Raw genomic sequence first — 26,959 nt, 5'->3', positions numbered from 1 at the left:
CCTCAGACCTGCGGATACAGGTGATTGGCCCGCTCGTAGTTGCGGGCCGCCGTGTCGACCTGCTCCGTCAGGTCGTCGATGCTCTTCGCGCCGTGGTGGCAGTCGTCGAGGAGGTCCTCGAGCTTGCCGGTGAACCGGGCGGCGAACTGCCGGCCGTACTGGTCCTGTCCCCACGGGGCGCTGTCGAGCACGGACTGCACGAGCCCCCTCGCCTCACGCAGGGTGGCGGCGGGAGCGCACCAGTCCGTGCCCGCCCTGCGCATCTGGCCCCAGGCGACGTCGAATCCCGGCGCCCACTCGCTCATCGGCTCTCCCCGCGCTTGGCGGGACCCTGGAGGGGCGTGTCCGGCAGCAGCCGGTCGAGGTCGAACTCGCCGCCGAACAGCTGCTCGGCCGACATCCCCTCGGGTACGAGCGGCGCCATCAGCTTCCGCGACTCCTCGGCGACCCGCGCGTTGGCCTCGGTGATCTGGTCGAGCACCGCCTGGGCCAGTTCCGACGGGGGGAGCCGGGTGTAGACGCGGGGATGGAAGGTGATCTCGTCGATCCTGCCCTGCGGACCCGCCGTCACGGTCACATTGCCGTCGGAGGCCGTGGCCGTGACCTCCCGGAGCTGGGCGTGTGTCTCCCGGACCTGGCTGACTTGCCTGCCGAACTCCGCCACCAGACCCTCGATGGCCGCCTGCAGGTCATCGTGCATTCAGCACCCCTTCACTACCGAGACCCCATAGTCCCATACGTCACAGAAAACCGCAGGAAACCGCCCAGCAACACTCTTGTATTATTAATAAAATACCAATAATGTCTCCCCTCAACCGGAACCCGCAGGTCAGGCGTTCCGTTGGAAGGGAGTCAGCATGGGACCGAAGATTCCCAGGGCGGCCCGACTGGTCGCCGCCGTCGTCGCGATGGGGCTCGCGGCGGCTTGCGGGGGCGGTTCGAGCGCGCCCGCGGGCACCGCGGCGAGTGGCGATCCGGCCCAGCCGGTCACCCTGACGTTCTGGTCGTGGGTGCCGGACATCCAGAAGGCCGTCGACGCCTTCAACACCGCCCACCCCGGCATCAAGGTCAAGCTGGAGACCATCACCCCGGGTCCCGACGGCGGATACGCGAAGATGCTCGCGGCGGTCAAGGCGGGCAACGCGCCCGACGTGGCGCAGGTGGGCTACGACTCCCTGCCCTCGTTCCTGGTCAACGGAGCCCTCCAGGACGTCACGCAGTACGCGAAGGACGACGCGGCCAAGTTCGTCGACTGGCAGTGGCAGACCGGCGTCTTCGGCGACAAGGTGTACGCCATTCCCCAGGCCAGCGGGCCCATGGGGTTCTACTACCGCAAGGACCTGTTCACCAAGTGGGGCCTAGAAGCGCCCAAGACCTGGGACGACTTCGCCGCGGCCGCCGCGACCATCAGGAAGAAGGACAAGAGCGCCTACATCTCGACCTTCGCCGCCAACCAGGCGCCCTGGATGATCTCGCTAGCTCAGCAGGCCGGGCAGCAGTGGTTCCGCACCGAGGGCGACGCCTGGAAGGTGACGATCGACAACCCCGACACCCGCAAGATGGCCGCGTACTGGCAGAAGATGCTGGACGACAAGCTGGTCAAGACCGAGGCCGACATGTCCAACGCCTGGTACAAGGACCTGCAGACGGGCAGCATCGTGGGCTGGATCGGCGGCTCGTGGGGCGACGCGATCATCCGCGGCAACGCGCCCGGCACCTCGGGCAAGTGGGCGGTCGCGCCCATGCCCCAGTGGGCGGGCGCCGCCCAGTTCACCTCCGCGAGCTGGGGCGGCGGCTCGGCCTCCGCCATCCTGAAGGGCACCAAGAACCCCGGCCCGGCCACCGACTTCGCGGTCTGGCTCAACAGCGCCCCCGAGAGCGTCAACACCCTGCTGTCGGCCGGGTACGGCTGGCCGTCCGTCAAGGACACCAGCCAGATCACCAACCTCCAGAAGGACGACACGGTCTTCCCCTTCTACGGCGGCCAGAACATCTGGGAGGTCTTCAAGCAGGCCGACGCCGCCGTGGCGACGGACTGGCGCTGGCCCCCGGTGAGCGACGCGCTCTACTCCTCGCTGACCGACAACGCCAAGGCCGCGGTCCAGGGTGACGGGACGCTCACCGACGCCTTCGCCAAGACCCAGCAGGCGATGGTCGACCAGCTCAAGGCCAAGGGCCTCAACGTGGTGACGGGCGGTTGACGGTGACCGGGGTGACGCGGGGGGCGCGCGCGAACTCGCGGCGCCCCGGTCGGCCGAGGACGCACGTGGTGGTCCTGGTCGCGCCGTTCTTCGTGGCCTTCGCGCTGTTCTTCCTCGCGCCGATCGGCTACGCGATCTACCAGAGCTTCTTCAAGCTCACCAGCAGCGGGCTCGGTCTGACCGAGCCGGTGCTGGAGTTCGCCGGGCTCGGCAACTACGTCACCGCGCTGAGCCAGGAGGCGTTCGTGGCGAGCATCGGCAGGGTGCTGGTGTTCAGCCTGATCGAGGTGCCGACCATGGTGGTCTGCGCCCTGGGGCTGGCCCTGCTGCTCGACTCGGCGAGAGCGCGCTTCCAGCCGTTCTTCCGCGTCTCGTTCTTCCTCCCGTACGGCGTGCCCGGGGTGATCGCCTCGCTGCTGTGGGGCTTCCTCTACGTACCGCAGACCAGCCCGCTCATCGACGTACTGGCCGCCATGGGCCTGCCGCACGACTTCCTCGGTCCCGACACGATCCTGCTGTCCATCGCCAACATCTCCACCTGGCAGTTCGCCGGCTACAACATGCTCGTGCTGATCGCCGGGCTGCAGGCCATCCCCCGGGAGCTGTATGAGGCGGCCAGGGTGGACGGCGCGAGCGAGTTGCGGATCGCCTGGCACGTCAAGATCCCGCTGGTCCGCGCGCCGCTGATCCTGATCACCGTGTTCACGCTCATCGGCACCCTCCAGCTGGTCGTCGAGCCGCTGATACTCAAGCCGCTCACCACGGCGATCAACAGCGACTACACGCCCAACCTGGCCGCCTACAACCAGGCTTTCGGCCAGGCGGATGTCCATCTCGCCTCGGCGGAGGCCACACTTATCGCGATCATGGCATTCGTGATCTCCTTCGGCTTCCTCCGATTGGTGAACAGGAAGGGGAACAGAGCGTGGTGAACCGGTGGAGACCGGCCACCGTCGTGGTCATGGCGTTGCTCCTCGCGGCGGCGGTCTACTTCCTGCTACCGGTCGTCTGGGTGCTGGTCGCCGCGACCAAGAGCACCGCCGACCTGTTCGGCACCTTCGGTCTGTGGTCGCCGCACCCGCAGCTCGGCGCCAACCTCGGCCGGCTGTTCGGCGACGGGCTGTTCGGCCGGTGGATACTCAACAGCTTCCTGTACGCGGGTGCCGGCGCGCTGGCGGCCACGGTGCTGTCGGCCGGGGCGGGCTACGCGATGGCCAAATTCCCCTTCCGGGGCCGGGAGGCGCTGTTCAACCTGGTGCTGGCCGGCGTGCTCGTGCCGTCCACGGTGCTGGCGCTGCCCACGTACCTCATCTTCAGCCAGGCGGGACTGACCGGATCGTTCTGGTCGGTGCTGCTGCCCAGCGTCGTCAGCCCGTTCGGCGTCTACCTCGCGCGCATCCACGCCAACGCCGCGATCCCCGACGCGCTGCTGGAGTCGGCGCGGCTGGACGGCGCGGGGGAGTATCGCATCTTCTTCAGCATCGGCCTGAAGATCATGAGCCCGGCGCTGGTCACGATCTTCCTGTTCCAGTTCATCGGCATCTGGAACAACTACTTCCTGCCCCTGGTGATGCTGTCGGACCAGAACCTCTACCCTGTCACGTTGGGCCTGGCCCTGTGGAACTCCCAGACCTTCAGGAACCCGGCCTACTTCGAGCTCACGGTCACCGGCGCAGCGGTGTCCGCGCTCCTTCTCGTCATCACCATGGCCTCGCTGCAGCGATTCTGGCGGGCGGGCCTCACCGCAGGGAGCGTAAAGGGATGAAGCACGACCGAGTACATTTCGGCGCCGACTACAACCCCGAGCAGTGGTCGCCGGAGGTCTGGCGCGAGGACATCCGCCTCATGCGCGAGGCCGGGGTCACCATCGTCACGCTCGGCGTCTTCTCCTGGGCCCTCGTCGAGCCCGAGCCGGGGGCCTACGACTTCGCCTGGCTGGACGAGGTCATGGACCTGCTCGGCGACGCGGGCATCGAGGTCAGCCTGGCCACGGGCACCGCGTCACCGCCCGCCTGGCTGTCGCGCCGGCACCCCGAGACGCTGCCGGTCACCCGCGAGGGCGTGCGCCTGTCGCCGGGCTCGCGCCAGCACTACTGCCCCAGCTCACCGGTCTACCGCGAGGCGGCCGTGGGCCTGGCCGTCCAGCTGGCCAAGAGGTACGGCGGGCATCCCGCGCTGGGCATCTGGCATGTCGGCAACGAGTACGGCTGCCACGTCCAGGAGTGCTACTGCGACGTCTCCGCCGCGGATTTCCGCACCTGGCTGCGCGAGCGCTACGGCGACCTCGACACGCTCAACGCCGCCTGGTCCACCACGTTCTGGAGCCAGCGGGTCACCGACTGGGCCGACGTGCTGCCGCCCCGCGCGACCCCGACCCTGCGCAACCCCGCGCAGGATCTCGACTACCGCCGCTTCAGCTCCGACGCGCTGCTGGCCTGCTACCGGGCCGAGCGGGCGGTGCTCCAGGAGCTGACCCCCGACGTGCCGATCACCACGAACATCATGGGCATGTGGGAGCCGGTCGCCGACTACGCCTCCTGGGCGGCCGACTTCGACGTGGTGGCGCTCGACATCTACCCCGAGCCGAAGGACCCCGGCGCGCACATCGACGCGGCCTTCTTCCACGACCAGATGCGCTCACTGGGCGGCGGCCGGCCCTACCTGATGATGGAGACCGCGACCAGCGCGATCAGCTACCGCCCGCCGAACCGGCCGAAGCGGGACGGACTGAACCGGCTGTGGAGCCACCAGGCGGTGGCCCGGGGCGCCGACGCGGTCATGTACTTCCAGTGGCGGGCCTCGGCGGGCGGCGCGGAGAAGTTCCACTCGGCGATCGTCTCGCACGGCGGCGCGGACAACCGGATCTTCCGCGAGGTGGCCGGGCTGGGCGCCGAGCTGGCCGCGCTGTCCGAAGTCGCGGGCTCGCGGGTGCGCGCCGAGGTGGCGATCGTGCACGACTACGCCAACTGGTGGGCGCTGGAGCTGGACGCCCGGCCGGGCGAGCTGAAGATCCCCGAGCGGGTACGCGCCCACTACGCGCCGCTCTGGCACGAGAACGTCACAGTGGACGTGGTGACCCCCGAGGCGGACCTGTCGTCGTACAAGCTGGTCGTGGTGCCGAACCTGTACCTGTGCACCGACGCGGCGGCCGCCAACCTGCGCGGCTACGTCGAGGGCGGCGGGCACCTGCTGATGTCGTTCTTCAGCGGGATCGTGGACGAGTGCGACCGTATCCGGCTGGGCGGTTACCCAGGCGCCTTCCGTGAGCTGCTCGGGCTGCGGGTGGAGGAGTTCTGGCCGCTCAGTGAGGGCGAGAGCGTGGGCCTGACCTCGGGCGGGAGCGCGGACCTGTGGGCCGACCACGTCGTGCCGGAAGGCGCCGAGGTCCTGGCCGCCTACATCGGCGGGCCGCTGGCCGGGTCGCCGGCGATCACCCGGCACGCCTTCGGCCTGGGCGCCGCCACCTACCTCGGCACGCGCCCCGACGAGCGGGCCATGCGCGAGCTCGTCCGCGACACCCTGCGGCTGGCGGAGGTCCCGCCCGTCCTCCAGGGGCTGCCCGACGAGGTGGAGGCCGTACGGCGTGGGCGGCACCTGTTCCTGCTCAACCACGGCGACCGGCCCGTGAGCGTGGCCGGGGTGGAGCTGGCTCCCCATGATGTCGTCGTATCGGCCGAGTCATGAGCGGGCGCTTCGCGGGCAGGACGGCCGTCGTGACCGGCGGCGCGTCGGGGATCGGCGCCGCGACGGCGGCGCGGCTGACCGCTGAGGGCGCGTCCGTCCTGGTCGTCGACGTCGTCGCGGAACGGCCGCCGACGGGCGCCGGTTACCTGCGCGGTGACGTGGCCGAGGAGGAGACCTGGGACCGGGTCGCCGAGTGGGGTCCGATCGACGTGATCGTGAGCAACGCGGCCGCCGCCGAGGTGGCGCCCGCGCACCTGACCACGCTGGAGTCGTGGAACCGGCAGCTCGGCGTCGGCCTGACCGGCACCTTCCTGGCCGCCCGCAGGCTGCTGCCCGACCTGGCCGCCAGGGGCGGCGCCATGGTGGTCACCTCCTCCGTGCACGCCCTCGTCGGCCTGCCCGGACACCCCGCCTACGCCGCCGCCAAGGGCGGGCTGACCGCGCTCACCCGGCAGCTGGCGGTCGAGTACGGCCCCGCCGTCCGCGTCAACTGCGTACTCCCCGGGCCGATCATGACTCCGGCCTGGGACCGGGTGGACGAGGCAGGCCGGGCGGACAGTGTCAGGGCCACCGTGCTCGACCGGTTCGGCACCCCCGAGGAGGCGGCCGCGGTGATCACCTTCCTGGCCTCGCCAGAAGCCTCGTTCGTCACGGGAGCCTGCCTGGTCGTGGACGGCGGCTGGAGCATCGTGAAGGACTCGGCGTGATGGCGGCCTACAGCGGGCGCGGGCTCCACGGGCAGACGGTCGAGGCCATCGCCTCGATGATCTTCGGCGGGGAGTTCAAGTCGGGCGACAGCCTCGACGTCACCGTCCTACAGGAACGGCTCGGCGTCAGCTCGACGGCGCTGCGCGAGGCGATGAAGGTCCTCACCGCCAAGGGGCTCATCGGGGCCAAGCCCAAGCTCGGCACCTATGTACGCCCGCGCGCCGACTGGAACCTCCTCGACGGCGACGTGATCCGGTGGAAGTTCGCCGGGCGCCCCGACCCGGGATTCCTGCGCGACCTGCACGAGCTGCGCTCGATCGTCGAGCCCCAGGTCGCCCGGCTGGCCGCGCTGCGCCGTACCCCCGAGCAGCTCGACGCCCTGCGAAAGGCGCTGGACGCGATGGCGTCCGCCGCCGACCCCGTCGCGGCCGACCTGGACTTCCACCGGGCGCTGCTCGCGGCCGGCGACAACGAGCTGCTCATCCGCATGGAGGTCGTCATGGGCGCGGGCCTGGCCGAGCGCGACCGGCTCGTCCACGGCTCCAGCGGCAGCGACGACCCCGTGCCCAGTCATCTGGCGGTTCTGACGGCCATCGGGAACCAGGACGGCGAGGCCGCGGAGGCGGCGATGCGGGACCTGCTCGACAAGGCGTGGCGCGACCTGGAGGACCTGCTGTGAAGATCACCAGGATCGAGACGTTCCCGGTGCCGCCGAGATGGCTGTTCTGCCGCGTGGAGACCGACGAGGGCGTCGTCGGCTGGGGCGAACCCGTCGTCGAGGGACGGGCCGAGGTCGTGCGGGCCGCGGTGGAGGTACTCAGCGAATATCTCCTCGGCCAGGACCCGCTGCGGATCGAGGACCACTGGCAGGTGCTCACCAAGGGCGGCTTCTACCGGGGCGGCCCCGTACTGTCCAGCGCCGTCGCGGGGCTCGACCAGGCGCTGTGGGACATCGCCGGCCGGCACTACGGCGCGCCCGTGCACGCCCTGCTCGGCGGCCCGGTCCGCGACAAGGTCAGGGTCTACGCGTGGGTCGGCGGCGACGACCCGGGCGAGCTGCGGGAGGAGATCGACAAGCAGGTCGAGGCCGGGTTCACCGCGGTCAAGATGAACGGCTCGGGCCTGATGCCGCGCTCGCTCACCGCCGCCGACCTCGCGTCCGTGGTGCGCCGGGCGGAGGTCGCCAGGTCGGCACTCGGCTCCGGCCGCGACTTCGCGATCGACCTGCACGGCCGCGCCACGACCGCCAACGCCAGACGCGTCCTGGCCGCCGTCGCCGACCTGCACCCGCTGTTCGTGGAGGAGCCGCTGGCCCCCGACCACCTGCACCGGCTCCGCGACCTGACCGCCGCGACGGACGTGCCGATCGCGCTCGGCGAGCGCCTCTACTCCCGCACCGACTTCCTGCCGCCGCTGACCTCCGGCCTGGCCGTGGCCCAGCCCGACCTGTCCCACGCGGGCGGCATCTCGGAGGTCAGGCGGATCGCCGCGCTCGCCGAGACGTTCGACGTGCAACTCGCCCCGCACTGCCCGCTCGGCCCGATCGCGCTGGCCGCCAGCCTGCAGGTCGGCTTCGCCACGCCCAACTTCCTCATCCAGGAGCAGAGCGTGGGCATCTACCACAACCGCGGCGCCGAACTCCTCGACTACGTCCTCGACCCCGCCCCGTTCACCTTCACCGACGGCCACGCCCACCGCACCACGCTGCCCGGCCTGGGGGTGACCATCGACGAGCAGGCGGTACGGCGGGCCGCCCGCCATCCGCACGCCTGGCGCAACCCGGTCTGGCGGCACGACGACGGCTCGATGGCGGAATGGTGAGACTCGCGCATGTCTCTGACGGTCAGCCTCGGGCGGTCACCACGCTCGCCGAAGTCTCCGCGTGCACGCCATCCCCGTCCGTGCAGTGAGCCAGGTTCGCGCGGACGGCGGCGTGGAGGTCCTGGCGATGGCCGGAGATGTGCGGGCCGACCGCCGAGAAGTCGAAGAGGCAGCACAGGGCGTCCGGTCCGCCGGGGATGGTGACCGGCACCGTCCACTCGCGCAGCTCGACCTGGCCGAAGCCCGCCTCCGCCACCAGGGCGGCGACCTCCTCCCCGCCCAGCGACCACGGCTCCTCGAACAACGCGGCCGGTCCGGGGCCGAGCACGGCGCCGACCGCGTCGTGCAGGGCGCGGAAGAGCGGGTTGCGCGGGAGCGGCGACCAGGTGGCGATGGCGATCCGCGCGCCGGGACGGGCGGCCCTGCGCATCTCGGCCACCGCGGCGCGCCGGTCCGGGACGAACTGGAGCACCTGCTGCATGGTGATCAGGTCGAACGCCTCGTCGGACACGTGCAGGGGAGCGGCGCCGCACTCGACGTACTGGATCGGGGCCCCGCTGACGGGCGGCTCCTCCCGCGCGAGCGCGAGCATGGCCGGGCTCGGGTCGGTGCCGACCACGGCCCCGCCGTCGCCCACGGCCGCCGCCATGACACGGGCCACCGTGCCCGGCCCGGTGCCGATGTCGAGCGCCCTGGCTCCCTGCACGGGGGCCAGCTCCTCGACGAGCCGGTACGCCCAGGGCCGGAAGATCCCCGGCACCAGGACCTCCTGGTAGGGGCGGACCTGGCGGGTGCCGGCGGCCTCGTACACCGTGGCCGGAGCGCCCTTGCCCGGCCGGGAGCCACGCGCCTGTTCCAGGGCCGTGGCCAGGACGTCGACCTCGTCGGGCGAGTTGTACAGGTAGAAGGAGGCGCGGATGGCCGCCGGGATGCCGAAGCGGCTGCACGCGAGCTGGGCGCAGTGGTGACCCGAACGGACCGCGATCCCCGCCTCGTCCAAGGCCGTGCGCACCTGCTGGAGCGGCATGCCGTCCACCACGAAGGAGAGCAGCGGCAGCCGGTCGCGGGTGTCCGCCGGTCCGATGAACCGGATGCCGGGCACCTCGCCGAGCCGGTCCAGCGCGTACTCGATCAGCGCCTGGTCGTGGGCGGCGACCGCGTCCATCCCGATCTCTGAGAGGAAGTCGCACGCGGCCCCCAGGCCGACCGCCTGCGCCACCGGCGGCGTCCCGGCCTCGAACTTGAGCGGCGGCGCGGCGTAGTGCATGGCGTCCACGCTGACCGTCTCGATCATCTCGCCGCCGCCGAGGAAGGGCGGCAGCGCCGCCAGCAGCTCGTGCCGGCCCCACAGCACGCCGATCCCGGTGGGCCCGCACATCTTGTGCCCGGAGAACGTCACGAAGTCGGCCCCGAGAGCGGCGACGTCCACCCCCAGATGCGGCACCGACTGTGCCGCGTCGACGACCAGCAGGGCGCCGACCTCGGCCGCGCGGGCCGCGATCGGCGCGATGGGGTTCACGGTGCCCAGGATGTTCGAGGCGTGCACGACCGCCACGACCTTGGTCCGCTCCGTGACCAGCTCGGCCAGGCGGGACAGGTCCAGGCGGCCGTCGTCGGTGATGCCCAGATAGCTGACCTTCGCCCCCACGCGCTCGGCGAGCAGCCGCCAGGGGATGAGGTTGGAGTGGTGCTCCATCTCGGTCAGGACGATCTCGTCGCCCGGACCGACCCGGAGCCGCCCGTCGCCCCATATCAGCGTGTTGGCCAGGAGATTGGTGGCCTCGGTGGCGTTCTTGGTGAAGACGATCTCATCGGCGCGCGGCGCGTTGACGAAGGCCGCGACCTTGCGCCGGGCCCCTTCGTACAGCTCGGTCGCCTCCACGGCCAGGCGGTAGACGCCACGGTGCACGTTGGCGTTGGCGCGCGTGTAGTAGTGGTTGAGGGCGTCGAGCACCACGGCCGGCTTCTGCGTGGTGGCGGCGCTGTCGAGGTAGACGGGTGGACGGGAGCCGTCAGCGGCTGTCTCGAAGAACGGGAATGCCTTCCGCGTCGACTCGACGTCGATCGTCATCGTGGTCTCCTCCTGCCGAACGGTGTCGCGGCAGTCTCACCCCGGCCGGGCCGCCCGGATCCAACTGGAGTTGCGCGACGGCATCCCACGATTCTCCGAATAAGATAGCGGCTTTTTCTTCGGCGCCCGGTGGCAGAAAGCGGCGGTCATTTATGGCCGCCGGTGGCCGTCGAATTCATCGCCTAATCTGGCGGCATGGCCAGCGATTTCTTGGTCGACGGCGGCCGGATCATGGCCATGCGCCGCGCACGCGGCCTGTCCCGGCGTATTCTGGCGAACCTCGTGGGCTGCAGCGAGGAATGGCTCCGGCTGGTCGAAAAAGGTGCCAGGCCGCTGGACCGATTATCCACCATCATGCGAATAGCCGATGTGCTCCGCGTCAACGACCTTTCCGAACTCATCGGCGGCCCCATAACACTGCCGGCCACGGGCGACCACGGCGAATGCGATGACGTCGGCCGGGCGCTGCTGTTCCCCCGGCTGTGCGCCGACGGGGTGGCCGAGAGCGTGCACCGCGTCCATCGCCACGTGTCGTCGGCGTGGGAGATCTGGCAGCGCTCGCCCAGGCGCTACACCGAGCTGCGCCGTCGCCTGCCCGCCCTCCTGCTGATGGCCGACACGTCGGCGGAGCAGGCGAAGACCGAGGACCGGGAGGCGGCCGCCGCCGACCTCACGGACGTCTACCGGCTGTTCGCGACGCTGCTGCGCGGCTGCGGCCACCACCCGCTCGCCCTGCTGGCCGCCGACCGCGCCGTGGCCGCCGCGCCCGCCGACCGCCTCCTGCCCGCGCTCACGCGGGCCGAGCTGGCCGAAGTCCTCATCCACCTGGGCCGGTACGCCGACGCCCGCCGCCTGTGCCTGGCCGCGACCGAGCTCACGGACGACCCGCCGACCATCGGCACCTGCTACCTGACGGCGGCGCTGGCCACCGCCGAGGAGAACGACCTCCTCCGCACCGAGGAACTGCTGAACCGCGCCCGCAAGCTCGGCGACCGGCTCGGCGCGGACTTCATGACCGAGGTGGACCTGCACACGATGGTGGTGGCGGTCCGCATGGGACGGTTCCGGCAGGCCATCCGGCTGGCGGCGGACGTTGACGCGGACCGGTTGTACGCCAAGGACCGGCAGGCCCGCTACTTCCTGTCCCTGGCCACGGCCCACGCCATGGACCGCAACCCGGAAGCCGCCACCGCCATGCTCAGGAAGGTGGCGGAGAGCTGTCCCGAGGAGCTCAAGTACAGCCCCCAGGCCGGCCGGGTGGTGGACCAGCTCCGGCGGCTGGACTGCGAGACGACTCGCGGCGAGCTACGGCAGATCGCCCGGCTCACCGCGTGAGTGCCCATAACTGTTCCTTCTGGTAAGGAGACGTACTATCTCTTGGACTTCTGGCTCGCTCTGCTGAAGGCTGGGGACATAAGCCACCTACCTGAGGAATCCCAGATGACCACCTTCGTACTCGTTCCCGGCGCCTGCCACGGCGCGTGGTGCTTCGAACCGCTGGCGCGCCGGCTCCGGCAGCACGGCCACGAGGCGTACCCGATCACGCTGACTGGGCTGGGCGCCAGGAAGCACCTGCTCAACGCCTCGGTCAACCTGGACACGCACATCGACGACGTGGTGAATCTCCTGGAGGACGAGCAGCTCACCGAGGTCGTCCTGGTGGGGCACAGCTATGGCGGAATGGTGATCACCGGCGCCGCCGACCGTGTCCCCGAGCGCGTCGACGGTCTGGTCTATGTCGACGCCTTCGTACCCGTGGACGGGGACTCCTGCTGGACCCTGGCCACGGACGACCAGCGGAACTGGTACATCGGTGACGCCCACACGAACGGCTACGCGACCGCGCCTCTGCCCTTCTTCGATCCGCGGGCCACGCCGCACCCGCTGGCCTCCCTCCTCCAGTCGATCCGCCTGCGCGGCGGGCTCGACCGGTTCCGGAGCAAGGACTATGTGTACGCGACCGAGGGCGAGGGGGAGTCGGCCTTCAAGCCGGCCTACGAGCAGGCGCTCGCCGATCCGTCGTGGCGCGCGCATGCCCTCGCGTCCAAGCACAACGTGATGCGGGACGCGCCTGACGAGCTGCTGAAGATCCTCCTGGCCACGAGCGCCTAGTCCCGCCGCGCATCATCGCGTCGCCCGGTAGGCAGCGTTGGTCCGCCGGCGGTCTGGGCGGGTTTGCCGTGGTGTGGCGGTGGTTCCGCCTCCGGCACAGGTGGGAGCGGGAGCGGTTCGTCCCGGAAGAGCTCGGGCACCGACCGGTACAGGATCGCGGCGATCGGCACGGCCACGATCGCGCCCGCGATCCCCGCCAGGATGCCGCCGACGGAGAGCACCATGATGATCGCCAGTGGGTGGAAGTGGAGCGCCCGGCCGACGATCAGCGGCTGGAGGACGTGGTTCTCCAACTGCTGCTCGACGATCAGGATGCCGACGAAGACGAGCGCGTAGATCGGACCCTTCGCACCGAGCGTGACCAGCGTCGCGACGGCTCCGGCGAAGAAGATGCCGACGATCGGGATGAAACTGGCCAGGAAGATCAGCACGGCGAGCGCCGCCCAGAGCGGGACGCCCATGACCGCGAGCACGATGCCCATGAGGATGCCGTGCACCGCCGCCACGGCCACGGTGCCCTGTACGTAGTGCGAGAGTGTGACCCAGGCCGTGCGCCCGGCGCGATCGACCCGTGGCGCGACCGTGCCGAACTCCTTGAGGAACCACGCCCAGATCCGGTCCCCGTCCTTGAGCAGGAAGAACGTCACGAAGAGCAGCAGGACGGTCGCGGCCAGCACTTCGAGCAGCACGACGGTGCCTGCGAGCACGGTCGTGGTGATCTGCCGCTGCTGTTCGGTGACCAGGTTGGCGATGTCGTCGACCCAGTTGCTGAGCTGGTTCGGCCTGACGTGCAGCGGGCCCGTGTAGAGCCAGCCCTCCATCGTCTTGGCGGTCCGCTGCACCTGTTTGACCAGGCCGGGAAACTCCTCGTTGGCCCGTACGCCGATGACCCAGCCGGTCCCGCCCACCACGGCGAACGCGACGAGCATGGTGACCCACGTGGCGTAGATCGGCCGCAGACCCATCCCGCGCAGCCGCCTGGTGAGGGGGAACAGCAGCGCGGTCAGCAGCAGGGCGACCGCGACCGGCAGGGCGATGAGGTGCATCAGCACCACGATGCCGACCACGTAGTTGGCCACGACGCCGATGAGGATCAAGCAGGCGCACCAGGCGGCCAGCTTGGCCAGCGTAGGTGGCACCAGCCCCCAGAGGGGTCCCCGATCCGGCTTCACGTCTTCCAGACTCTCATCTCCGCTCCTGATAGGCACGGATCCCGGCCGCCCAGTAAGGTGCGGCCAGGATGATTCGACGCACGCCCGGGTAGAGGCTCAGCCTGAAGATCGAGCGGTTTTGGACGGTACGGTGAGCAAGCTCGGACGGTTGCCGGCGGCTTGGGCTCGGGCGAGAAGTCGTCATGGCTGGCTGGATCATCTCGTCCGGGCCGTGATCCGCTACGACAAGGTGGACGCCGGCCGGCTGTCGGCCGCGCTCACGTACTACTCCTTCTTCGCCACCTTCGCGCTCGCACTGCTGGGGTTCGCCATTCTCGGCCGGTACCTGGACTATCCGCCGGTGCTGATCGCGGTGCAGCACTATCTGAGCGAGAACTTCCCGCGACTGGACGTTCAGGCATTGATCGACGCGCGGGCGACGGCCGGGGCGGTGGCGTTCGTCGCGCTGCCGTTGACGGGCCTGTTCTGGATGGACGCCCTGCGCTCGGCCAGCAGGGCGATCTGGCGGATCGAGGAATATCCGGGCAGGTTCATCCTGCGCCAGCTCATCGACCTGGGCGTGGTGGCCGGGCTCGGTGTGCTGCTCTTCCTGTCGATCGCCCTCGCCTTCGCCGCCGAGTGGCTGCTGAGCTGGCTGGCCGTCCACACGGTGGGCACGGACGCCGACTGGGCCCAGTGGATGCTGTCCGCAGCCGCGTTCGTCATCGGTCTCGGCATCAACACCCTGCTGGCCATGGCGTTGCTGACCGCCCCGCCCCGGCTGCACCTGCCGCTGCGCAGGGTGATCGGCCCGGCGCTCGTCATCACGATCGGCCTGGAGATCCTCAAGACCCTCGGGCAGGTCTACCTCAACCTCACCGCGGCCAACCCCGCCTACCAGGTGGTCGCGGGAGCCGTGGGGATGCTGGTGTTTCTGAAGATTCTCAACCAGCTCATCCTGTTCGCCGTCGCTCTGGCGGCCACCAGCACCACCGGCCAGGTCAAGGACCTGACCACCGGCGGTCCTCCTCTCCGAAAGTCGCCGAAGGTTCCTCTTCAGTGACAGACGGTGGGAAAACTGCCCGTTTCCTCGGCCTCGCCAGGGGGAGAGACTGGTGACCAAGGCCGGATGATGGAGGTAGAACCGATGCGCTTAGCGTCAGTAGTGGTGATCCTTTGGCTGATCGTCGGCGCCTTCGCGGCGGGCCAGCGTGACTACTACTCAGGACCGGTCGACAACTGCAACAAGTTGGCCACCATCGCCGTGACGATCGTGGCCGGCCCTCTCAACTATGTCGGCATGAACCCGAAGATCGCCTGCGAGACACCCCAGCCCAGCAAGTGACGCCGGGCCGGGCGGCCGGGTCAGACCCGGCGGTTGGCGTCCTCCAGGTAGTGCAGGACGGCGGTGACGCGCCGGTCCGCCCGGTCGGTGGGCGCCAGGTCGAGCTTGGCGAAGATGCTGCGGATGTGCTTGTGCACGGCGCCATCGGTGACGAAGAGCCGCTCGGCGATGGCCGCGTTGCCCAGACCTTCGGCCATCAGGGCCAGCACGTCGCGTTCGCGCGGGCTGAGGCGCTCCAGCCGGGTGTCGGGCCGGGTGCGTACGAGCAGCTGCGCGACGACATCCGGATCGATGGCCGTACCCCCGTCCGCCACCCGATGCAGCGCGCTCAGGAACTCGTCCACCCGCCCGACCCGCTCCTTCAGCAGGTACCCGAGGCGGGAGCTGCCATGGGAGAGCAGCTCGGTGGCGAACGCCTGCTCGACGTAGGCGGACAGCACGAGCACGGCCAGGTCCGGCTGGCGCCGCCGGGCCTCGACGGCCGCGACGATCCCCTCGTCGGTGTGGGTCGGCGGCATCCGTACGTCGACGATCGCGACGTCCGGCTGGTGGACACCGACGGCCTCCAGGAAACCGCCGGGGTCACCGGCGGTGGCCACGACGTCGATCCCCTCGGCGCGGAGCAGCAGCGCGAGCCCTTCGCGCAGGAGCGGATCGTCCTCGGCGATCACGATCCGCATGGCAGGCTCACGGTCACGGTGGTGGGCCCACCGGGCGGGCTGGTCAGCATGAATGTCCCATCGTGTGCTTCGGTACGGCGGCGGATGCCGACGAACCCGGACCCGTTGCGTTCGTCCGCCCCGCCCTGGCCGTCATCGGTGATCCGCAGCTGGAGCCGGTCGTCCTGGAGGCGGACCAGGACATCGGCGCGCCCGGCACGGCTGTGCTTGGCGATGTTGGTGAGCGTCTCGGCCACCACGAAGTAGGCCGTCGCCTCGACCGAGGAGGCGCACCGGACGGGCAGGTCGGCGTCGATCCGGCAGGGCACCGGGCAGGCCGTGGCCAGACCGGTGAGCGCGTCCGAGAGGCTCCGGTCGGTCAGCACCGGCGGCAGGATGCTGCGGACGACCCCGCGAAGCTCGGCGAGTGCCTGCTCGGCGGCGTCCTGCGCGCGTTCGAGAATGGCCTCGGCGCTGGCCGGGTCGCGGGTCAGAGCCCGGCGCGCCGCGCCGAGCAGGACGTTGACGGCGACGATCCGGTTCTGTGTCCCGTCGTGCAGCGACCGCTCGATGCGCCGCAGCTCGGCGGAGTGCGCGTCGAGCGCGGCGGCGCGGGTCGCGGTGAGCTGTACGACGCGCAGCGCGAGGTCGGTGCCGGAGGCGGGCGCCAGGAGCCGGCGGCCGGGCCAGGCCTGCAGCCGCGCCATACCCGGGGTGATCGTGGCGGTGATGACGATCCAGCCGATGCCCAGCAGGGAGACGGCCAGGGCGCTGGGCCAGCCCTGCACGGTCCAGAGCCCACTGGCCGACGTGGCCGCCACGTCCGGTGGCAGCAGCCGCCAGTACAGCGGGAAGGGGATGTCACGCACCGCGTAGAGGGGCAGCGAGAGACCGATCGCACCGACAAGCAGCCCGAAGACGGCATGCGTCGCCACCCAGCCCACTTCCCCGCGTACGGCCGAGTCCGCGAGGGCGGCGCGCAGCCCGTGCGGTATCGGCTCCGGCCCGACGACCTCCGGACCCCAGCGGGAGAGCCGCCCGCGTTCCCGATCGGCGACGACACGCACCACGCGCAGCGTGACGGGCGCCAGCAGCAGGCCCACGCCGACGAGGCTGGTGACCGCGGTGGCGATCACCAGCGCGAAGGCGATCAACGCCAGGAACGATGTGCCGAATCCGCCGACGAGGTGTTCGAGTGCGTCAAAGACGACTCGGGCACGGGCGAGGGCGAACGCGTCCCAGCGGGCCGCCGGCCGGCCGGTCGTGGGGTCGTCGGTCGGCATGCGGCACCTCCTTGGCCTAGGAGATCGCCCGGCGGCGCCTCCTCAGCCCAGGACAATAGGGCATCATTTGGTCGGTCGGCAGATCATCGGCCGAGGAGTACAGCCTGCTGTACCCGGCTTGTCCCGTTGGTGGGATCGTCGTCAGCGGTGATCGTCCGTAGCTTCGATGTGTGACAGCCCATCGAGTGAGGAGCACCCCATGTCCGACATCCTGAACATCTCCGAGGCGTCCCGTCCGGCACCGCCCGCCGACGCTCGACGCGGGATGCTCCGTCCCGTGCTGTGGCTCCTGCTCGCGATCAGCGCCGTCCTCAACATCGTGACCTCGAACATCGGCCCCAACGTCTTCGTCGGTATCGGATTCGGGCTCGCCACCATCGCGTGCGCCGTCGCCCTGGCCGTCCACCACTACCGCCACCGGCGCCCCTGAGCATCTCAGGGCAGTGAGGCGGGCAGCCCGAAAGACGTGAAGTGCTCGGCGCCGATGAACGAGGTGACCTCGCGGATGCGCTCGCCACGCAAGGTCAGTACGTTGATCGACCAGGCGAGGTGCGCCCCGGCTCCGTCGTTCCGGAGGTAGCAGGCCACGGCGGGCTGGCCGTTCGCGGTGACCGGGAGGTGCCGCCAGCTGCCGCAGGAGGTCAGCGGGATCCGCCTGGCGAAGTCGGCGACGGCCTCCAGACCGTGATACCAGTGCGGCAGCGGCGGCGTCCTCGGTCAGGAGCGCGACCAGGGCGTCGGCGTCGCCGCGTTCGAGCGCGGTGGAGTAACCGGCGACGATCTCCCGCACCCGGGCGTCGTCGATCTGGCGCAACGTCCGCTGCTGGGTGGGCGCGGGCACCTTCTCCGCGACGATCTTGCGGGCGCGCGCCAGGGCGGAGTTCACCGACGTGGTGGAGGTGTTCATCGTGGAGGCGATCTCGGCGGCGGAGAACCCGAGGACCTCGAAGAGCAGCAGCGCCGCGCGCTGGTTGCCCGGCAGGTGTTGCAGGGCGGCGACGAAGGCGAGCTCGACGGCCTCGCGCTGCTCGTAACGGGCGGCCGGTCCGCCCGCGCCGAGACCCGCGTCGGGATAGGGGCCCAGCCAGGCGACGTCGGCCAGCGGGGCGTCGCCGAGCACGGCGCGGTCACTGGACGGCCCGAGGTCCATCGGCAGGGCTCGCCTGCCCCTGGATTCGATGGTATCCAGGCAGGTGTGGGTGGCCACGGTGTACAGCCACGAGCGCAGCGAGCTGCGGCCCTCGAACCGGGCGAGCCCCCGCCAGGCCCGCAGCAGGGCGTCCTGCAGAGCGTCGTCGGCGTCGTGGGTGGAGCCGAGCATGCGGTAGCAGTGGGCGTGCAGCTCCCGGCGCAACGGCTCCACGAGCCGGTTGAACGCGGCGTCGTCCCCGGCCCGCGCCCGGCCCAGGTCCTCGGCGTCCTCCGCAGAGGCGCCCTCGGACGTGGCGGAAAAGACTTCGCTCACAAGCGACGATTCTGCCCCATCACCGGAGTCACCTCTTCGACCGACCACCAACCTCCAGACCAGGAGAACTCCGATGCACAACACCCTTGAGATCCCTGACGCGACCCTCTACTACGAGGTACGGGGCGAGGGCCCCCTGGTCGTGCTCGTCGGCGCCCCGATGGACGCCGACTCCTTCGCCCCGGCGGCCGAGCTGCTGGCCGCCGACCACACCGTGCTCACCACCGACCCGCGAGGCATCAACCGCAGCCCCCTCCACGACCCCGGCCAGGACTCGACCCCGCAGCTGCGCGCCGACGACCTGTCCCGGCTCCTGAACCACCTCGACGCCGGACCGGCCGCGATCTTCGGCTCCAGCGGCGGCGCCGTCACCGCGCTGGCGTTCGCCGAAGCCCACCCCGAGCAGGCCCACACCGTCATCGCCCATGAGGCCCCGGTGGTCGACCCGCTGGAGGACCGCGAGCAGCTCTATGCCGGGACCGACGACCTGATCGCCACCTACCTCGCCGGCGATGTCACGGGGGCCTGGCGGAAGTTCATGGCCCAGGCCAACTTCCCCATCCCGGACGACGCGATCGGGATGATGTTCGGCGGGGAACGCGACCCGCGGCAGGTCGCCGACGAGCGCCGCTGGTTCGCCCACGAGATGCGCGCCACCATCAGCTGGCGGCCCGATTTCGCCGCCCTGCGCGCGGCGAGTACCCGCGTCGTGATCGGCATCGGCGAGGACTCGGCCGGCCAGCTCTGCGACCGCACCTCGATCGCGCTCGCCGCGGCACTTGGTGTCGAGCCGACGATGTTCCCCGGCGGCCACATCGGCTTCGTCGACGACCCGAAGTCCTTCGTCGCCCGGCTGCACGCGGTCCTGTCCGAGAGCTGATCGGCGCGTCAGCCCGTACCGGTGATCAGCGCGAGGGCCACGGCCAGCAGCGCGATCACCGGAGCCGCCGCGGGGAGCAGGCGCAGGCTCACCGTGGCGGCGGCCGCGCCGAGCGCCAGGGCGAGGAGCACGGCCACCAGCTCGGGAACGTGCGCCTGCCCGTCCTCGGGAGTGAGGAGGCGGGAGAACGAGCTGGTCATCGCGCCGGTGATGAACGTCGTCGAGCCGATGAAGGTCCGCAGACGATGGGTCACCGCGCTCTGGACGCCCATGGCGAGGGCGGCGGTCGCGATCAGCGGGAGGTGCGGGCCGGACAGGGCCCAGGCGATGGCCAGCGCGATCAGCAGGCCCAGCTCGGCGACCAGGGCCAGCCTGATGCGGGCGACCCAGCCGGTGGCCGAGCCGGTGAACCGGAACGCTGCGACCAGGCCGCAGGTGAAGGCGATCAGCGCCACCAGCGAACCCAGGGCCTCGGAGAGGCGGCCACGGCCGGCTGACACGCCGAGCAGGACCAGGTTGCCGGTCATGTTCGAGGTGAAGACCTGGCCCAGGGCGAGAAAGGTGAAGGCGTCCATGGAGCCCGAGGCCAGCGCCAGGCTCAGGACAGGCAGGCGGTTGGTGGCGGGCATCCCCTCATGGTCGGGCGCCCCCCCGGCCTCCGGCTGGAGGCGCGCTGGGCGGGTTCGCCGCTCCGGGATGGGTGGGCGTGTTGGGTGGGTTCAGCCAGTCGGGGGTGCGCCACTGCTGGACGTTCGCGCGGGTGCACGGGTGCAGGGACAGCGACTGCCCGTCGGGCTCCAGTTGCAGGCACAGGCCGCTGGCGACGTGCTGGACCTCCCAGTAATGCCAGCGGTTGTACGCCGAGCGGTAGGTGAAACGCCAGAGCTGGCCGGCGGAGTCCGAGCAGGGCTCGCGGGACGGGCGCCGCCGGTCCGGTGGGCCGGTGGCGGTCAGGCAGGTGCCCATGCTCGTGATCGTGTACGCGCCCTGGGCGTTCCGCCGGTAGCCGAACGCCTGGTTGACGCCGCCGTGGCAGGTCCACGTGATCAGGTCCGCGGCGCCCGTGGCGTCCAGGCAGACGCCGTTCTCCGAGCTGGCCAGCGAGCTGCCGAGATCCGGCGGGCGGGTGGTGACCAGCCAGCGCTGGCCGGGCCGGTCGGCCGCGCAGGCCAGCAGGATCAGCGGGGTGCCGGAGTCGGCGATGCTCTGTTTGGGCTCGGCGCACAGGTTCCCTCGGGGGAGGCGATGCTGTGCCGATGACCAGCCTCTTGCGGCGGGCGGGCCGGGACGGCCGGGGATCGGCCAGCCGGCGGTAGGACTGCAGCCACCTGTCCGCCGCGGCGTCCGGCAGGTCGTGCACCAGGAGGAAGGCCCGGATGACCGGCTCGGCGCCCTTGACGTCGTTGAGCCAGCCGGTGCCCTGCTTGGTGACCTTCTCCAGGTCTGCCCGGTCGAAGGCGAGCTCCCGCCGGGCGGCGCGCGCCTGGAGCTCGGCGAACCTGGGCGTGCGCGCCTCCCTGCGCAGCTCCTTGAGCAGCCGCTTGAACGTGGGCAGGTCGTGCGCGGTGAACGGATCGGTCGCGGTCGCCGTGCGGTTGGCCCAGCGTGACTGCAGGAAGCCGCCCAGCGGCGGGAGCGCGGCGGCCAGGCAGGCGAAGACGATCGCGGGCAGGATGTGCGCCGGGTTGAGCTGGGGCTGGCCGTCGGTGGCGAAGTTGACGTAGATGCCGGCCAGCACGGTGAAGACCGCGCTGAGCACGGCCACCGCGCCGATCACGAGGGCGAGCTCGCGTGGGGGATTGCGCATTTGCTCCGTCCGGCACTGTGTGTCGGCCTAGGGTAACGGAACGTACGCGCGTCTATCGGGCAATGGCCGTGCTTCCCGGTAACCGAATCAGCGGCCGGGTCAGAAGCCGGGGAAGATCCGCCGCAGATCGTCCAAGGTGAGGGTGTCGCTCGTGAGGGTCACGACGCTCGGAGTGTGCTCGGGGGAGTGGCGGCCGGTGGTGAGGCGCAGCCACCACTCGGCCGGCGCGCTGAGGACGGCGTCGGGCTGAGCCGGCTCGTCGGTGAGGCTGACCGCCTCCCCTACGGCGAGCCCGAAGGAGCGCTCCGGAGAGGTGGTCCGGATGGCCACACTGACCGGGCGCCCGGCGAGGGCGTCGGCCTTGCCGACGAAGCCGATGAGCATGCCCACCTGGTCGAGCAGCAGCTCGGCCGCGGCGGGGGCCAGGGTCGCCGCCGGGTCGAAGGCGACCTCGACGTCCCAGGAGTGATGGGTGAACTCGCTGAGCCGCAGCCCCGCCGCGGTCGCGACGTCCACGGGGACCGGCAGGAAGCCGAGGTCGATCCGCAGCTCTTCGCGCGTCTGCGCGTCGAGGCTTTCGTAGCGGCTGACCAGCGCCTCGTTGGCGGTCAGGAAGCCCTCGGCCCGCTCGGCCGGGGACATCGCGTCCCAGCGTGCCCAGACCGACTTGTTGAAGTCCCCGCCTGGGGCGGCGGTGCCGCTCAGCGAGGCCTCCAGGCCGGCCAGGTTGATCTCGGCGCCGCTGCCCAGGTGGCTGAGCACCTGCGACAGGTCCCACTCCGACGCGCCGGACGGCCGGGTGAGGTCGTCGGCCGCGAGGCCGCGGACAAGGGTGGCCAGGTGATCGTGGCCGCTGCGCAGCGCGTCGATGATCTGGTCGGCACGATCGGTCATGTTCGTCTCCAAGGTGGGGACGCGGAGATGTCTACGGTCCGCCGCGTTGCGAATTTTGTTGACGGGTCAAGAATACGTCCGGCGAGGAAGCTGAATGCTCCCCCGCGGCGGCGAGTACCTGTCGGCGCCCCGGCCACCAGCGATCCGAAGGCGCCGACGAGGCTCATGCGGACGTGTCCCGGGGCTGGAAGGAGTCGAACACGGTCATTCCCGAGGCCGGGTCGAGATCGGTCTCCGTCACCTCGGTCAACCGTGCCATGGTCATGTAGAAGCCGATCACCAGGATCGCCTCGACGATCTCCCGCTCCGAGAAGTGTCGTCGAACCTCCGCGAACACGCCGTCCTCGACCCGGACGGCCTCGATCACCTGCTTCCCGAACGCGAGCAGCGCCCGCTCCGCGCTGTCGAAGACCTCGCCGGCGAGATTCGCCTGTTCGATCGCGTCGATCTGCGCTTGCGGGACGCCGACTCCCAGGGCGATCGGGACGTGCTGCCGCCATTCGTAGGCGCCGCCCTCGATCCGCGCGACGAGCAGGATCAGCAGCTCGCGCCGTCGGTGCCCGAGATCAAGACTGCTGAGGATGGCCGTGCCCAGCCGCACCTGCGGGAGCACACACGACTCCGCATGCGCCAGCATGCGGAAGATGTTGAGCTTGACCGGCAGGGACGCGAGCACTTTGGCCGCGTCCCCGGTCGCGTCGTCAGGATGGATGAGGGTCAATCTCGCCATCGATACCTCCGGCTGTGTCATCGGGTGACCGAGCGCCTGAGAGTCTCACCCCCGCAACGGCCTCATCAACCCGGTTTCGCGACCTCCAGGAGCGGCAGGTGACACGCGGCCGAGTGCAGCGGCTCGCCGTCGGACGGCTCCAGGGGCGGTACCACTTGAGCGCAGACGTCCTCAGCCTTCCAGCAGCGCGTACGGAACCGGCATCCCGACGGCGGATCGAGCGGAGAGGGCACCTCCCCCTGCAGCAGGATCCGCTCCCGCCGAGCCCCCGCGGTGACGTCGAGGACCGGCGCCGCGGACATGAGCGCGGCGGTGTACGGATGGCGCGGCTGGTCGAACACCTGCTTCGTCGAGCCGAGCGTCTCGCCGCGGGCCAGCCGCAGGTCGACTCCGTCCAGCGCGCGCAGCCGGTTGCCGCCCGAGGCACCGCGGGCCACGTGGAAGGTCTTGCTCACCCCTCCCGCGTCCAGCAGGGGCGCCTCCATAGCGGATGTGTCAGTCATCGGTCAGCTCCTTCCAGTGATGACACGCGGACAGGCGACCGGGTCCGGCCTCGACGAGGACGGGACGCTCCGCCGCGCACACGTCGCTCGCCATCGGGCAGCGCGCGCGGAAGGCGCAGCCCGAGGGCACCGAGTGCAGGTCGGGCGGGCTGCTCCATCCCTCTCGTCCGCCTTGATCCCGACCGTGAGGAGGCGATCGTGGCCGCACTGCTCCGGGCTCGGGCCCGCATCGTCCGCTGAAGGGACGTCTAGTCCCCTGCGCGGAGCACGGCGACGCCCGAAGGCGGCAGGGTGACGGTGGCGACGCCCTCGTCCGACGGGTCCAGGGCGTCGGTCCACGCGCCGCTGAGGGCGATGTCGTGCTTGTCGCCGGTGTGGTTCAGCAGGATCAGGAAGCGGCGGCCGGCTCCCGCGCGGACGCTCGCCTGGACCCCTGCGGGCAGCCCCTCGACGACGGGGGTCGCTCCGGCTTCGGCGAGCGCCCGGCCGAGGACCGCCCGCATGGTGACCGCGTCGAGGCGGGTCGAGAGGTAGCGGGCGATCCCCGCGCCGAACTCGTGCCTGGTCACGGCCGGGCGACCGGCCCAGTCGGCCGAGTCGAAGACGACCTCCGGCTCGGCACCGGCCAAGTGCAGGTCCTCTCGCCACAGGTCGGCGACCCCTTCGAGGTGCGAAAGCACCCCGTGGCCGCGTACCGGGAACCGCTCGTGCTCGGCCGCCGGGCAGAACTCCTCGACCCGGACCCCGAGGACCTCGCGCAGCGGCGCGGGGTAGCCGCCCAGGTGGACCCGGTCATGCTCGTCCACGATCCCGCTGAAGAAGGAGACGGCCAGGGCGCCGCCGCCGGCCACGTACGACGAGACGCGCCGCGCGTCCTCGCTCGACAGGAGGTACAGGTTCGGCACCACGACGAGCGCGTAGCCGGTCAGCTCGGCCGAGGGCGGCACCACGTCCACGCCGACCCCGAGGTCGAACAGCGGGCCGTAATGGTCCAGCAGGCGCTCCTCCTGCCGCACGCCGTCCGAGGGGTGGGAGTCGAGTTCGAGCGCCCACCAGCTGTTCCAGTCGAGTAGGATCGCCACCTGGTTGCTGACCCGCGTGCCGGGCAGGTCGGGCACCGCGGCCAGCTCCCGGCCGAGCGCCGTGATCTCACGGAAGACCCTGCTGTCGGCCCCCGCGTGCGGCACCATGCCCGAGTGGAACTTCTCGGCGCCGCCACGTGACTGCCGCCACTGGAAGTACAGGATCGCGTCGGCGCCCTGCGCGACGGCCTGCCAGCTCCACAGCCGCATCTGGCCGGGCTGCTTGATCGCGTTACGGCCCCGCCAGTTGACCGCGCTCGGCGCCTGCTCCATCAGGATCCACGGCTGCCCGCCCCCGGCGCCGCGCATCGTGTCGTACACCAGGCCAGGGGCCAGATGCGGCCGCTGGTCGTGGGGGTCGGGGTAGGAGTCGACCGCCACGACGTCCAGCCGCGGCGCCCAGTCGAAGACGTCCACGGCCTTCAGGCCGCCCAGGAAGTTCGTGGTGATCGGCACCTCGGGGGTGACCCGCCGCAGGATGCCCGCCTCCAGGTCGAAGCAGTCGCGCAGCGTCTCGTTGGCGAAGCGCGTGTAGTCGAGCTGCTGGGCCGGATTGGGGTACGTCGGAGCCGCGCGGGGCGGCTGGATGTGGTCGAAGGACGCGTAGCGCTGCGACCAGAAGTCCGTCGACCAGGCGTCGTTCAGCGCGGCCAGGTCGTCGCCGTAGCGCTCCCGCAGCCAGCGGCGGAAATCGGCGGCCGACACCTCGCAGTAGCAGGCGGCGATGTGGCAGCCGTACTCGTTGCCGACGTGCCACAGCCCTAGGGCCGGATGGTCGCGGTAGTGCGTGGCCAGCCGCTCCACCAGGAGCGCCGCCCGTTCCCGGTAGACCGGGCTGGAGGGACAGAAGTGCTGCCGCCCGCCGGGACCCAGCACGGTCCCGTCCGCGGTGACCGGCAGGATCTCCGGGTGCTCGTGGACGAGCCAGGGCGGTGGGGACGCCGTCATGGTGGCGAGGTCGGCGGTGATCCCGTGCGCGTGCAGGTCATCTAGAACCTGGTCGAACAGGGAGAAGTCGTACGCGCCGCGCGCGGGCTCCACGCGCGCCCAGCCGAACACCCCGACGGTGACGAGGTTGACCCGGGCCTCGGCCATGAGGCGCAGGTCCTCCGCCCTGGTCTCGGCCGGCCACTGCTCGGGGTTGTAGTCGCCGCCGAAGGCCACGCCGCCGAGCCGGCGCCAGAACCGGTCGCCCGGGGACGGGGCGCCGGCAGTCCCGGAGACCGGCCTGACATCGTGAGGTACGGCGTTCATCGTCGGCGCGGCGGCCTCGGCGGGCGAGGGCCACCGCTCCTCCCTTCTTCGGTGGGGCGTGCTGCGGGTGGTCGGATCAGCCGGTCGGCGGCGCGCTGGTGCTCTCCCTGACGATCAGTTGGGGAGCGACGAAGGTGGTGGCGGCGGGGGCCGTACCGGTCTCGATCTGGTCGATCATGAGCGACACGATCCGCTCGGCCACCACGTCGAAGTCCTGCCGGACGGTGGTGAGCGAGGGGGAGAGGTAGGCCGACTCCTCGATGTCGTCGAAACCGACGATGCTCACGTCCTCAGGGATGCGACGGCCCGCCTGGATCATCGCGCGCATCACGCCCAGGGCCATCTGGTCGTTGGCGGCGAAGACGGCCGTCACGCCGGGCCGCCGGGTCAGGACGCGGCCGGCCTCGTAACCGCTGGCCGCGGTCCAGTCGCCGAACAGCATCTGGGGAACCGCCGCGTCCGCTTCCTTGAGCGTCGCGTGCCAGGACTCCGCCCGGCGCCGCGCGGCATAGGAGTCCTCGGGCCCGGCGACGTGCCAGACCGTCTCGTGGCCGAGGTCGAGCAGGTGACGGGTGACGAGCCGGGCACCGAGGGCCTGGTCGGTGTCGACCATCGGGTGGCGGAGGCTGACGTCGCCGTCGGCCATCACGACCGGCACGTCCGGCGGCAGTCGCAGCGCCGGTGTGTCGAGGATCTGCGCCTCGATGACCACGATGCCGTCGACCGCCTGCACCGTCAGCTGGTCGAACGCCTCGTGCACGGCCCGCTCGGTCTGCGACTCGACGGCGATCATGTTCACGGTGTAGCCGGCTCGCTGCGCCGCCTTGGTGACGGCGTCGACCGTACGGGCGTTGCCGAAGCTGCCGAGCCCGAAGCTGATCAGGCCCAGGGTGCGGAACTGGCCGGTGACCAGGGCGCGGGCGGCGGTGTTGGGCCGGTAGCCGAGGACGCGCATGGCCGACAGGACGCGCTGGCGGGTCTCTTCCTCCACGTTGCTGCGGTTGTTGACCACCCGGGAGACCGTCTGACTGGAGACCCCGGCCATCGCGGCGACGTCGGCCATGGACGGTCGCTTGGGCGAGCGCCGTCCCGCCGCGGGTTTCTGGGTCGCCCCGTCCACTGGCACCTCTGGTCATCCGATGGGCTTGCTGTCGTGCAAACTCTCGCACGATGTTTACGCGAACATGACCCATTCGTCAATGGGGCCTTGCCTCAGCCGACATCTAGTAACAAACAGTGATAAATCAGGCATTGGTGTTAACTTTGGGTTACCTATTGACATGTTCTGACGGCGAATGGAGACTACGGG

27 protein-coding genes are annotated in these 26,959 nt (G+C 70.8%); 12 read left to right on the top strand and 15 right to left on the bottom strand.

The window, feature by feature from the left end; translation table 11 throughout:
* Positions 1-2: 2 nt before the first annotated feature.
* Both LDL49_RS22175 and LDL49_RS22170 read right to left on the bottom strand, forming a co-directional pair.
* Positions 3-305, bottom strand: coding sequence for a hypothetical protein (locus LDL49_RS22175; protein WP_225293041.1), 303 nt, complete (start codon positions 303-305; stop codon positions 3-5).
* Entirely contained in the window at positions 302-700 is a 399-nt protein-coding gene (locus LDL49_RS22170) for a YbaB/EbfC family nucleoid-associated protein (protein ID WP_225293040.1), read from the bottom strand. Before LDL49_RS22170 ends, LDL49_RS22175 begins: the two co-directional genes overlap by 4 nt.
* A gap of 157 nt (positions 701-857) precedes the next feature.
* Here LDL49_RS22170 and LDL49_RS22165 point away from each other — a divergent pair, with 157 nt between their 5' ends.
* The 7 genes from LDL49_RS22165 (at position 858) to dgoD (ending at position 8,414) form a co-directional block, all read left to right on the top strand.
* The gene (locus LDL49_RS22165; RefSeq protein ID WP_225293039.1) at positions 858-2,201 is read left to right on the top strand and encodes an ABC transporter substrate-binding protein; all 1,344 of its coding nucleotides are present in this window, start codon (positions 858-860) and stop codon (positions 2,199-2,201) included.
* A gap of 65 nt (positions 2,202-2,266) precedes the next feature.
* The gene (locus tag LDL49_RS22160; RefSeq protein ID WP_225293038.1) at positions 2,267-3,133 is read left to right on the top strand and encodes a carbohydrate ABC transporter permease; all 867 of its coding nucleotides are present in this window, start codon (positions 2,267-2,269) and stop codon (positions 3,131-3,133) included.
* 29 nt (positions 3,134-3,162) lie between these two features.
* Positions 3,163-3,966 carry a carbohydrate ABC transporter permease gene (locus LDL49_RS22155; RefSeq protein ID WP_225293037.1) on the top strand — a complete coding sequence of 268 codons (804 nt, stop codon included), beginning with the start codon at positions 3,163-3,165 and terminating at the stop codon, positions 3,964-3,966.
* A complete protein-coding gene (locus tag LDL49_RS22150) occupies positions 3,963-5,885 on the top strand; it encodes a beta-galactosidase (protein ID WP_225293036.1) in 1,923 nt (640 codons plus the stop codon). The genes LDL49_RS22155 and LDL49_RS22150 overlap by 4 nt, the downstream gene beginning before the upstream one ends.
* Positions 5,882-6,592, top strand: coding sequence for an SDR family NAD(P)-dependent oxidoreductase (locus LDL49_RS22145; RefSeq protein ID WP_225293035.1), 711 nt, complete (start codon positions 5,882-5,884; stop codon positions 6,590-6,592). Before LDL49_RS22150 ends, LDL49_RS22145 begins: the two co-directional genes overlap by 4 nt.
* Positions 6,592-7,272, top strand: coding sequence for a FadR/GntR family transcriptional regulator (locus LDL49_RS22140; RefSeq protein ID WP_225293034.1), 681 nt, complete (start codon positions 6,592-6,594; stop codon positions 7,270-7,272). Before LDL49_RS22145 ends, LDL49_RS22140 begins: the two co-directional genes overlap by 1 nt.
* Entirely contained in the window at positions 7,269-8,414 is a 1,146-nt protein-coding gene (dgoD, locus tag LDL49_RS22135; RefSeq protein ID WP_225293033.1) for a galactonate dehydratase, read from the top strand. The genes LDL49_RS22140 and dgoD overlap by 4 nt, the downstream gene beginning before the upstream one ends.
* A 22-nt stretch (positions 8,415-8,436) precedes the next feature.
* Here dgoD and LDL49_RS22130 read toward each other — a convergent pair whose 3' ends face one another.
* Positions 8,437-10,485, bottom strand: coding sequence for a SufS family cysteine desulfurase (locus LDL49_RS22130; RefSeq protein ID WP_225293032.1), 2,049 nt, complete (start codon positions 10,483-10,485; stop codon positions 8,437-8,439).
* A gap of 195 nt (positions 10,486-10,680) precedes the next feature.
* Here LDL49_RS22130 and LDL49_RS22125 point away from each other — a divergent pair, with 195 nt between their 5' ends.
* Positions 10,681-11,820: a helix-turn-helix domain-containing protein gene (locus tag LDL49_RS22125; RefSeq protein WP_225293031.1), complete on the top strand. Its 1,140-nt coding sequence runs from the start codon at positions 10,681-10,683 to the stop codon at positions 11,818-11,820.
* A gap of 105 nt (positions 11,821-11,925) precedes the next feature.
* Complete coding sequence (locus tag LDL49_RS22120) at positions 11,926-12,597, top strand: alpha/beta fold hydrolase (RefSeq protein WP_225293030.1); 672 nt, start codon at positions 11,926-11,928, stop codon at positions 12,595-12,597.
* Here the strand turns inward: LDL49_RS22120 and LDL49_RS22115 are convergent.
* Positions 12,594-13,769: an AI-2E family transporter gene (locus LDL49_RS22115; protein ID WP_225293029.1), complete on the bottom strand. Its 1,176-nt coding sequence runs from the start codon at positions 13,767-13,769 to the stop codon at positions 12,594-12,596. The genes LDL49_RS22120 and LDL49_RS22115 overlap by 4 nt on opposite strands.
* 211 nt (positions 13,770-13,980) lie before the next feature.
* Here LDL49_RS22115 and LDL49_RS22110 point away from each other — a divergent pair, with 211 nt between their 5' ends.
* Both LDL49_RS22110 and LDL49_RS22105 read left to right on the top strand, forming a co-directional pair.
* On the top strand, positions 13,981-14,811 hold the full coding sequence (locus LDL49_RS22110; RefSeq protein WP_225293028.1) for a YihY/virulence factor BrkB family protein: 831 nt from the start codon (positions 13,981-13,983) through the stop codon (positions 14,809-14,811).
* Positions 14,812-14,916: 105 nt separating this feature from the next.
* Positions 14,917-15,093: a hypothetical protein gene (locus LDL49_RS22105; protein ID WP_225293027.1), complete on the top strand. Its 177-nt coding sequence runs from the start codon at positions 14,917-14,919 to the stop codon at positions 15,091-15,093.
* 20 nt (positions 15,094-15,113) lie between these two features.
* Here LDL49_RS22105 and LDL49_RS22100 read toward each other — a convergent pair whose 3' ends face one another.
* The 3 genes from LDL49_RS22100 to LDL49_RS22090 are packed head-to-tail and all read right to left on the bottom strand — an operon-like array spanning position 15,114 to position 18,500.
* On the bottom strand, positions 15,114-15,773 hold the full coding sequence (locus tag LDL49_RS22100; protein ID WP_225293026.1) for a response regulator: 660 nt from the start codon (positions 15,771-15,773) through the stop codon (positions 15,114-15,116).
* Positions 15,761-17,035, bottom strand: coding sequence for a sensor histidine kinase (locus LDL49_RS22095; protein WP_225293025.1), 1,275 nt, complete (start codon positions 17,033-17,035; stop codon positions 15,761-15,763). The genes LDL49_RS22100 and LDL49_RS22095 overlap by 13 nt, the downstream gene beginning before the upstream one ends.
* A 16-nt stretch (positions 17,036-17,051) precedes the next feature.
* On the bottom strand, positions 17,052-18,500 hold the full coding sequence (locus tag LDL49_RS22090) for an RNA polymerase subunit sigma-70 (RefSeq protein WP_225293024.1): 1,449 nt from the start codon (positions 18,498-18,500) through the stop codon (positions 17,052-17,054).
* Between the two features lie 73 nt (positions 18,501-18,573).
* Between LDL49_RS22090 and LDL49_RS22085 the strand changes: the two genes are divergently transcribed.
* Positions 18,574-19,380 carry an alpha/beta fold hydrolase gene (locus LDL49_RS22085; RefSeq protein ID WP_225293023.1) on the top strand — a complete coding sequence of 269 codons (807 nt, stop codon included), beginning with the start codon at positions 18,574-18,576 and terminating at the stop codon, positions 19,378-19,380.
* 8 nt (positions 19,381-19,388) lie between these two features.
* On the opposite strand, the gene LDL49_RS22080 is transcribed toward LDL49_RS22085, so the two are convergent.
* From LDL49_RS22080 to LDL49_RS22045, 8 genes are all read right to left on the bottom strand, one after another.
* Positions 19,389-20,009: a YoaK family protein gene (locus LDL49_RS22080; RefSeq protein WP_225293022.1), complete on the bottom strand. Its 621-nt coding sequence runs from the start codon at positions 20,007-20,009 to the stop codon at positions 19,389-19,391.
* A 4-nt stretch (positions 20,010-20,013) separates the two neighbouring features.
* Positions 20,014-20,553 (bottom strand): RICIN domain-containing protein, encoded by a 540-nt coding sequence (locus LDL49_RS59240; protein WP_372470405.1) that lies wholly within the window; start codon positions 20,551-20,553, stop codon positions 20,014-20,016.
* 733 nt (positions 20,554-21,286) lie between these two features.
* A complete protein-coding gene (locus LDL49_RS22070) occupies positions 21,287-22,081 on the bottom strand; it encodes a maleylpyruvate isomerase family mycothiol-dependent enzyme (protein WP_225293021.1) in 795 nt (264 codons plus the stop codon).
* 163 nt (positions 22,082-22,244) lie between these two features.
* A complete protein-coding gene (locus tag LDL49_RS22065) occupies positions 22,245-22,811 on the bottom strand; it encodes a carboxymuconolactone decarboxylase family protein (RefSeq protein ID WP_225293020.1) in 567 nt (188 codons plus the stop codon).
* Positions 22,812-22,876: 65 nt separating this feature from the next.
* Positions 22,877-23,314, bottom strand: coding sequence for an oligopeptide/dipeptide ABC transporter ATP-binding protein (locus LDL49_RS22060; protein ID WP_308016169.1), 438 nt, complete (start codon positions 23,312-23,314; stop codon positions 22,877-22,879).
* Positions 23,307-23,522 carry an oligopeptide/dipeptide ABC transporter ATP-binding protein gene (locus tag LDL49_RS22055; protein WP_225293019.1) on the bottom strand — a complete coding sequence of 72 codons (216 nt, stop codon included), beginning with the start codon at positions 23,520-23,522 and terminating at the stop codon, positions 23,307-23,309. The genes LDL49_RS22060 and LDL49_RS22055 overlap by 8 nt, the downstream gene beginning before the upstream one ends.
* A 40-nt stretch (positions 23,523-23,562) precedes the next feature.
* Positions 23,563-25,650, bottom strand: coding sequence for a beta-galactosidase (locus LDL49_RS22050; protein WP_225293018.1), 2,088 nt, complete (start codon positions 25,648-25,650; stop codon positions 23,563-23,565).
* Positions 25,651-25,726: 76 nt separating this feature from the next.
* Complete coding sequence (locus tag LDL49_RS22045) at positions 25,727-26,770, bottom strand: LacI family DNA-binding transcriptional regulator (protein ID WP_225293017.1); 1,044 nt, start codon at positions 26,768-26,770, stop codon at positions 25,727-25,729.
* Positions 26,771-26,959: the final 189 nt, after the last annotated feature.

It is taken from the genome of Nonomuraea aurantiaca (genome assembly GCF_020215705.1).
Classification (GTDB): Bacteria; Actinomycetota; Actinomycetes; order Streptosporangiales; family Streptosporangiaceae; genus Nonomuraea; species Nonomuraea aurantiaca.
Note: the sequence above shows the minus strand (reverse complement) of the source record. Positions and strands in the feature narration are given on the sequence as shown.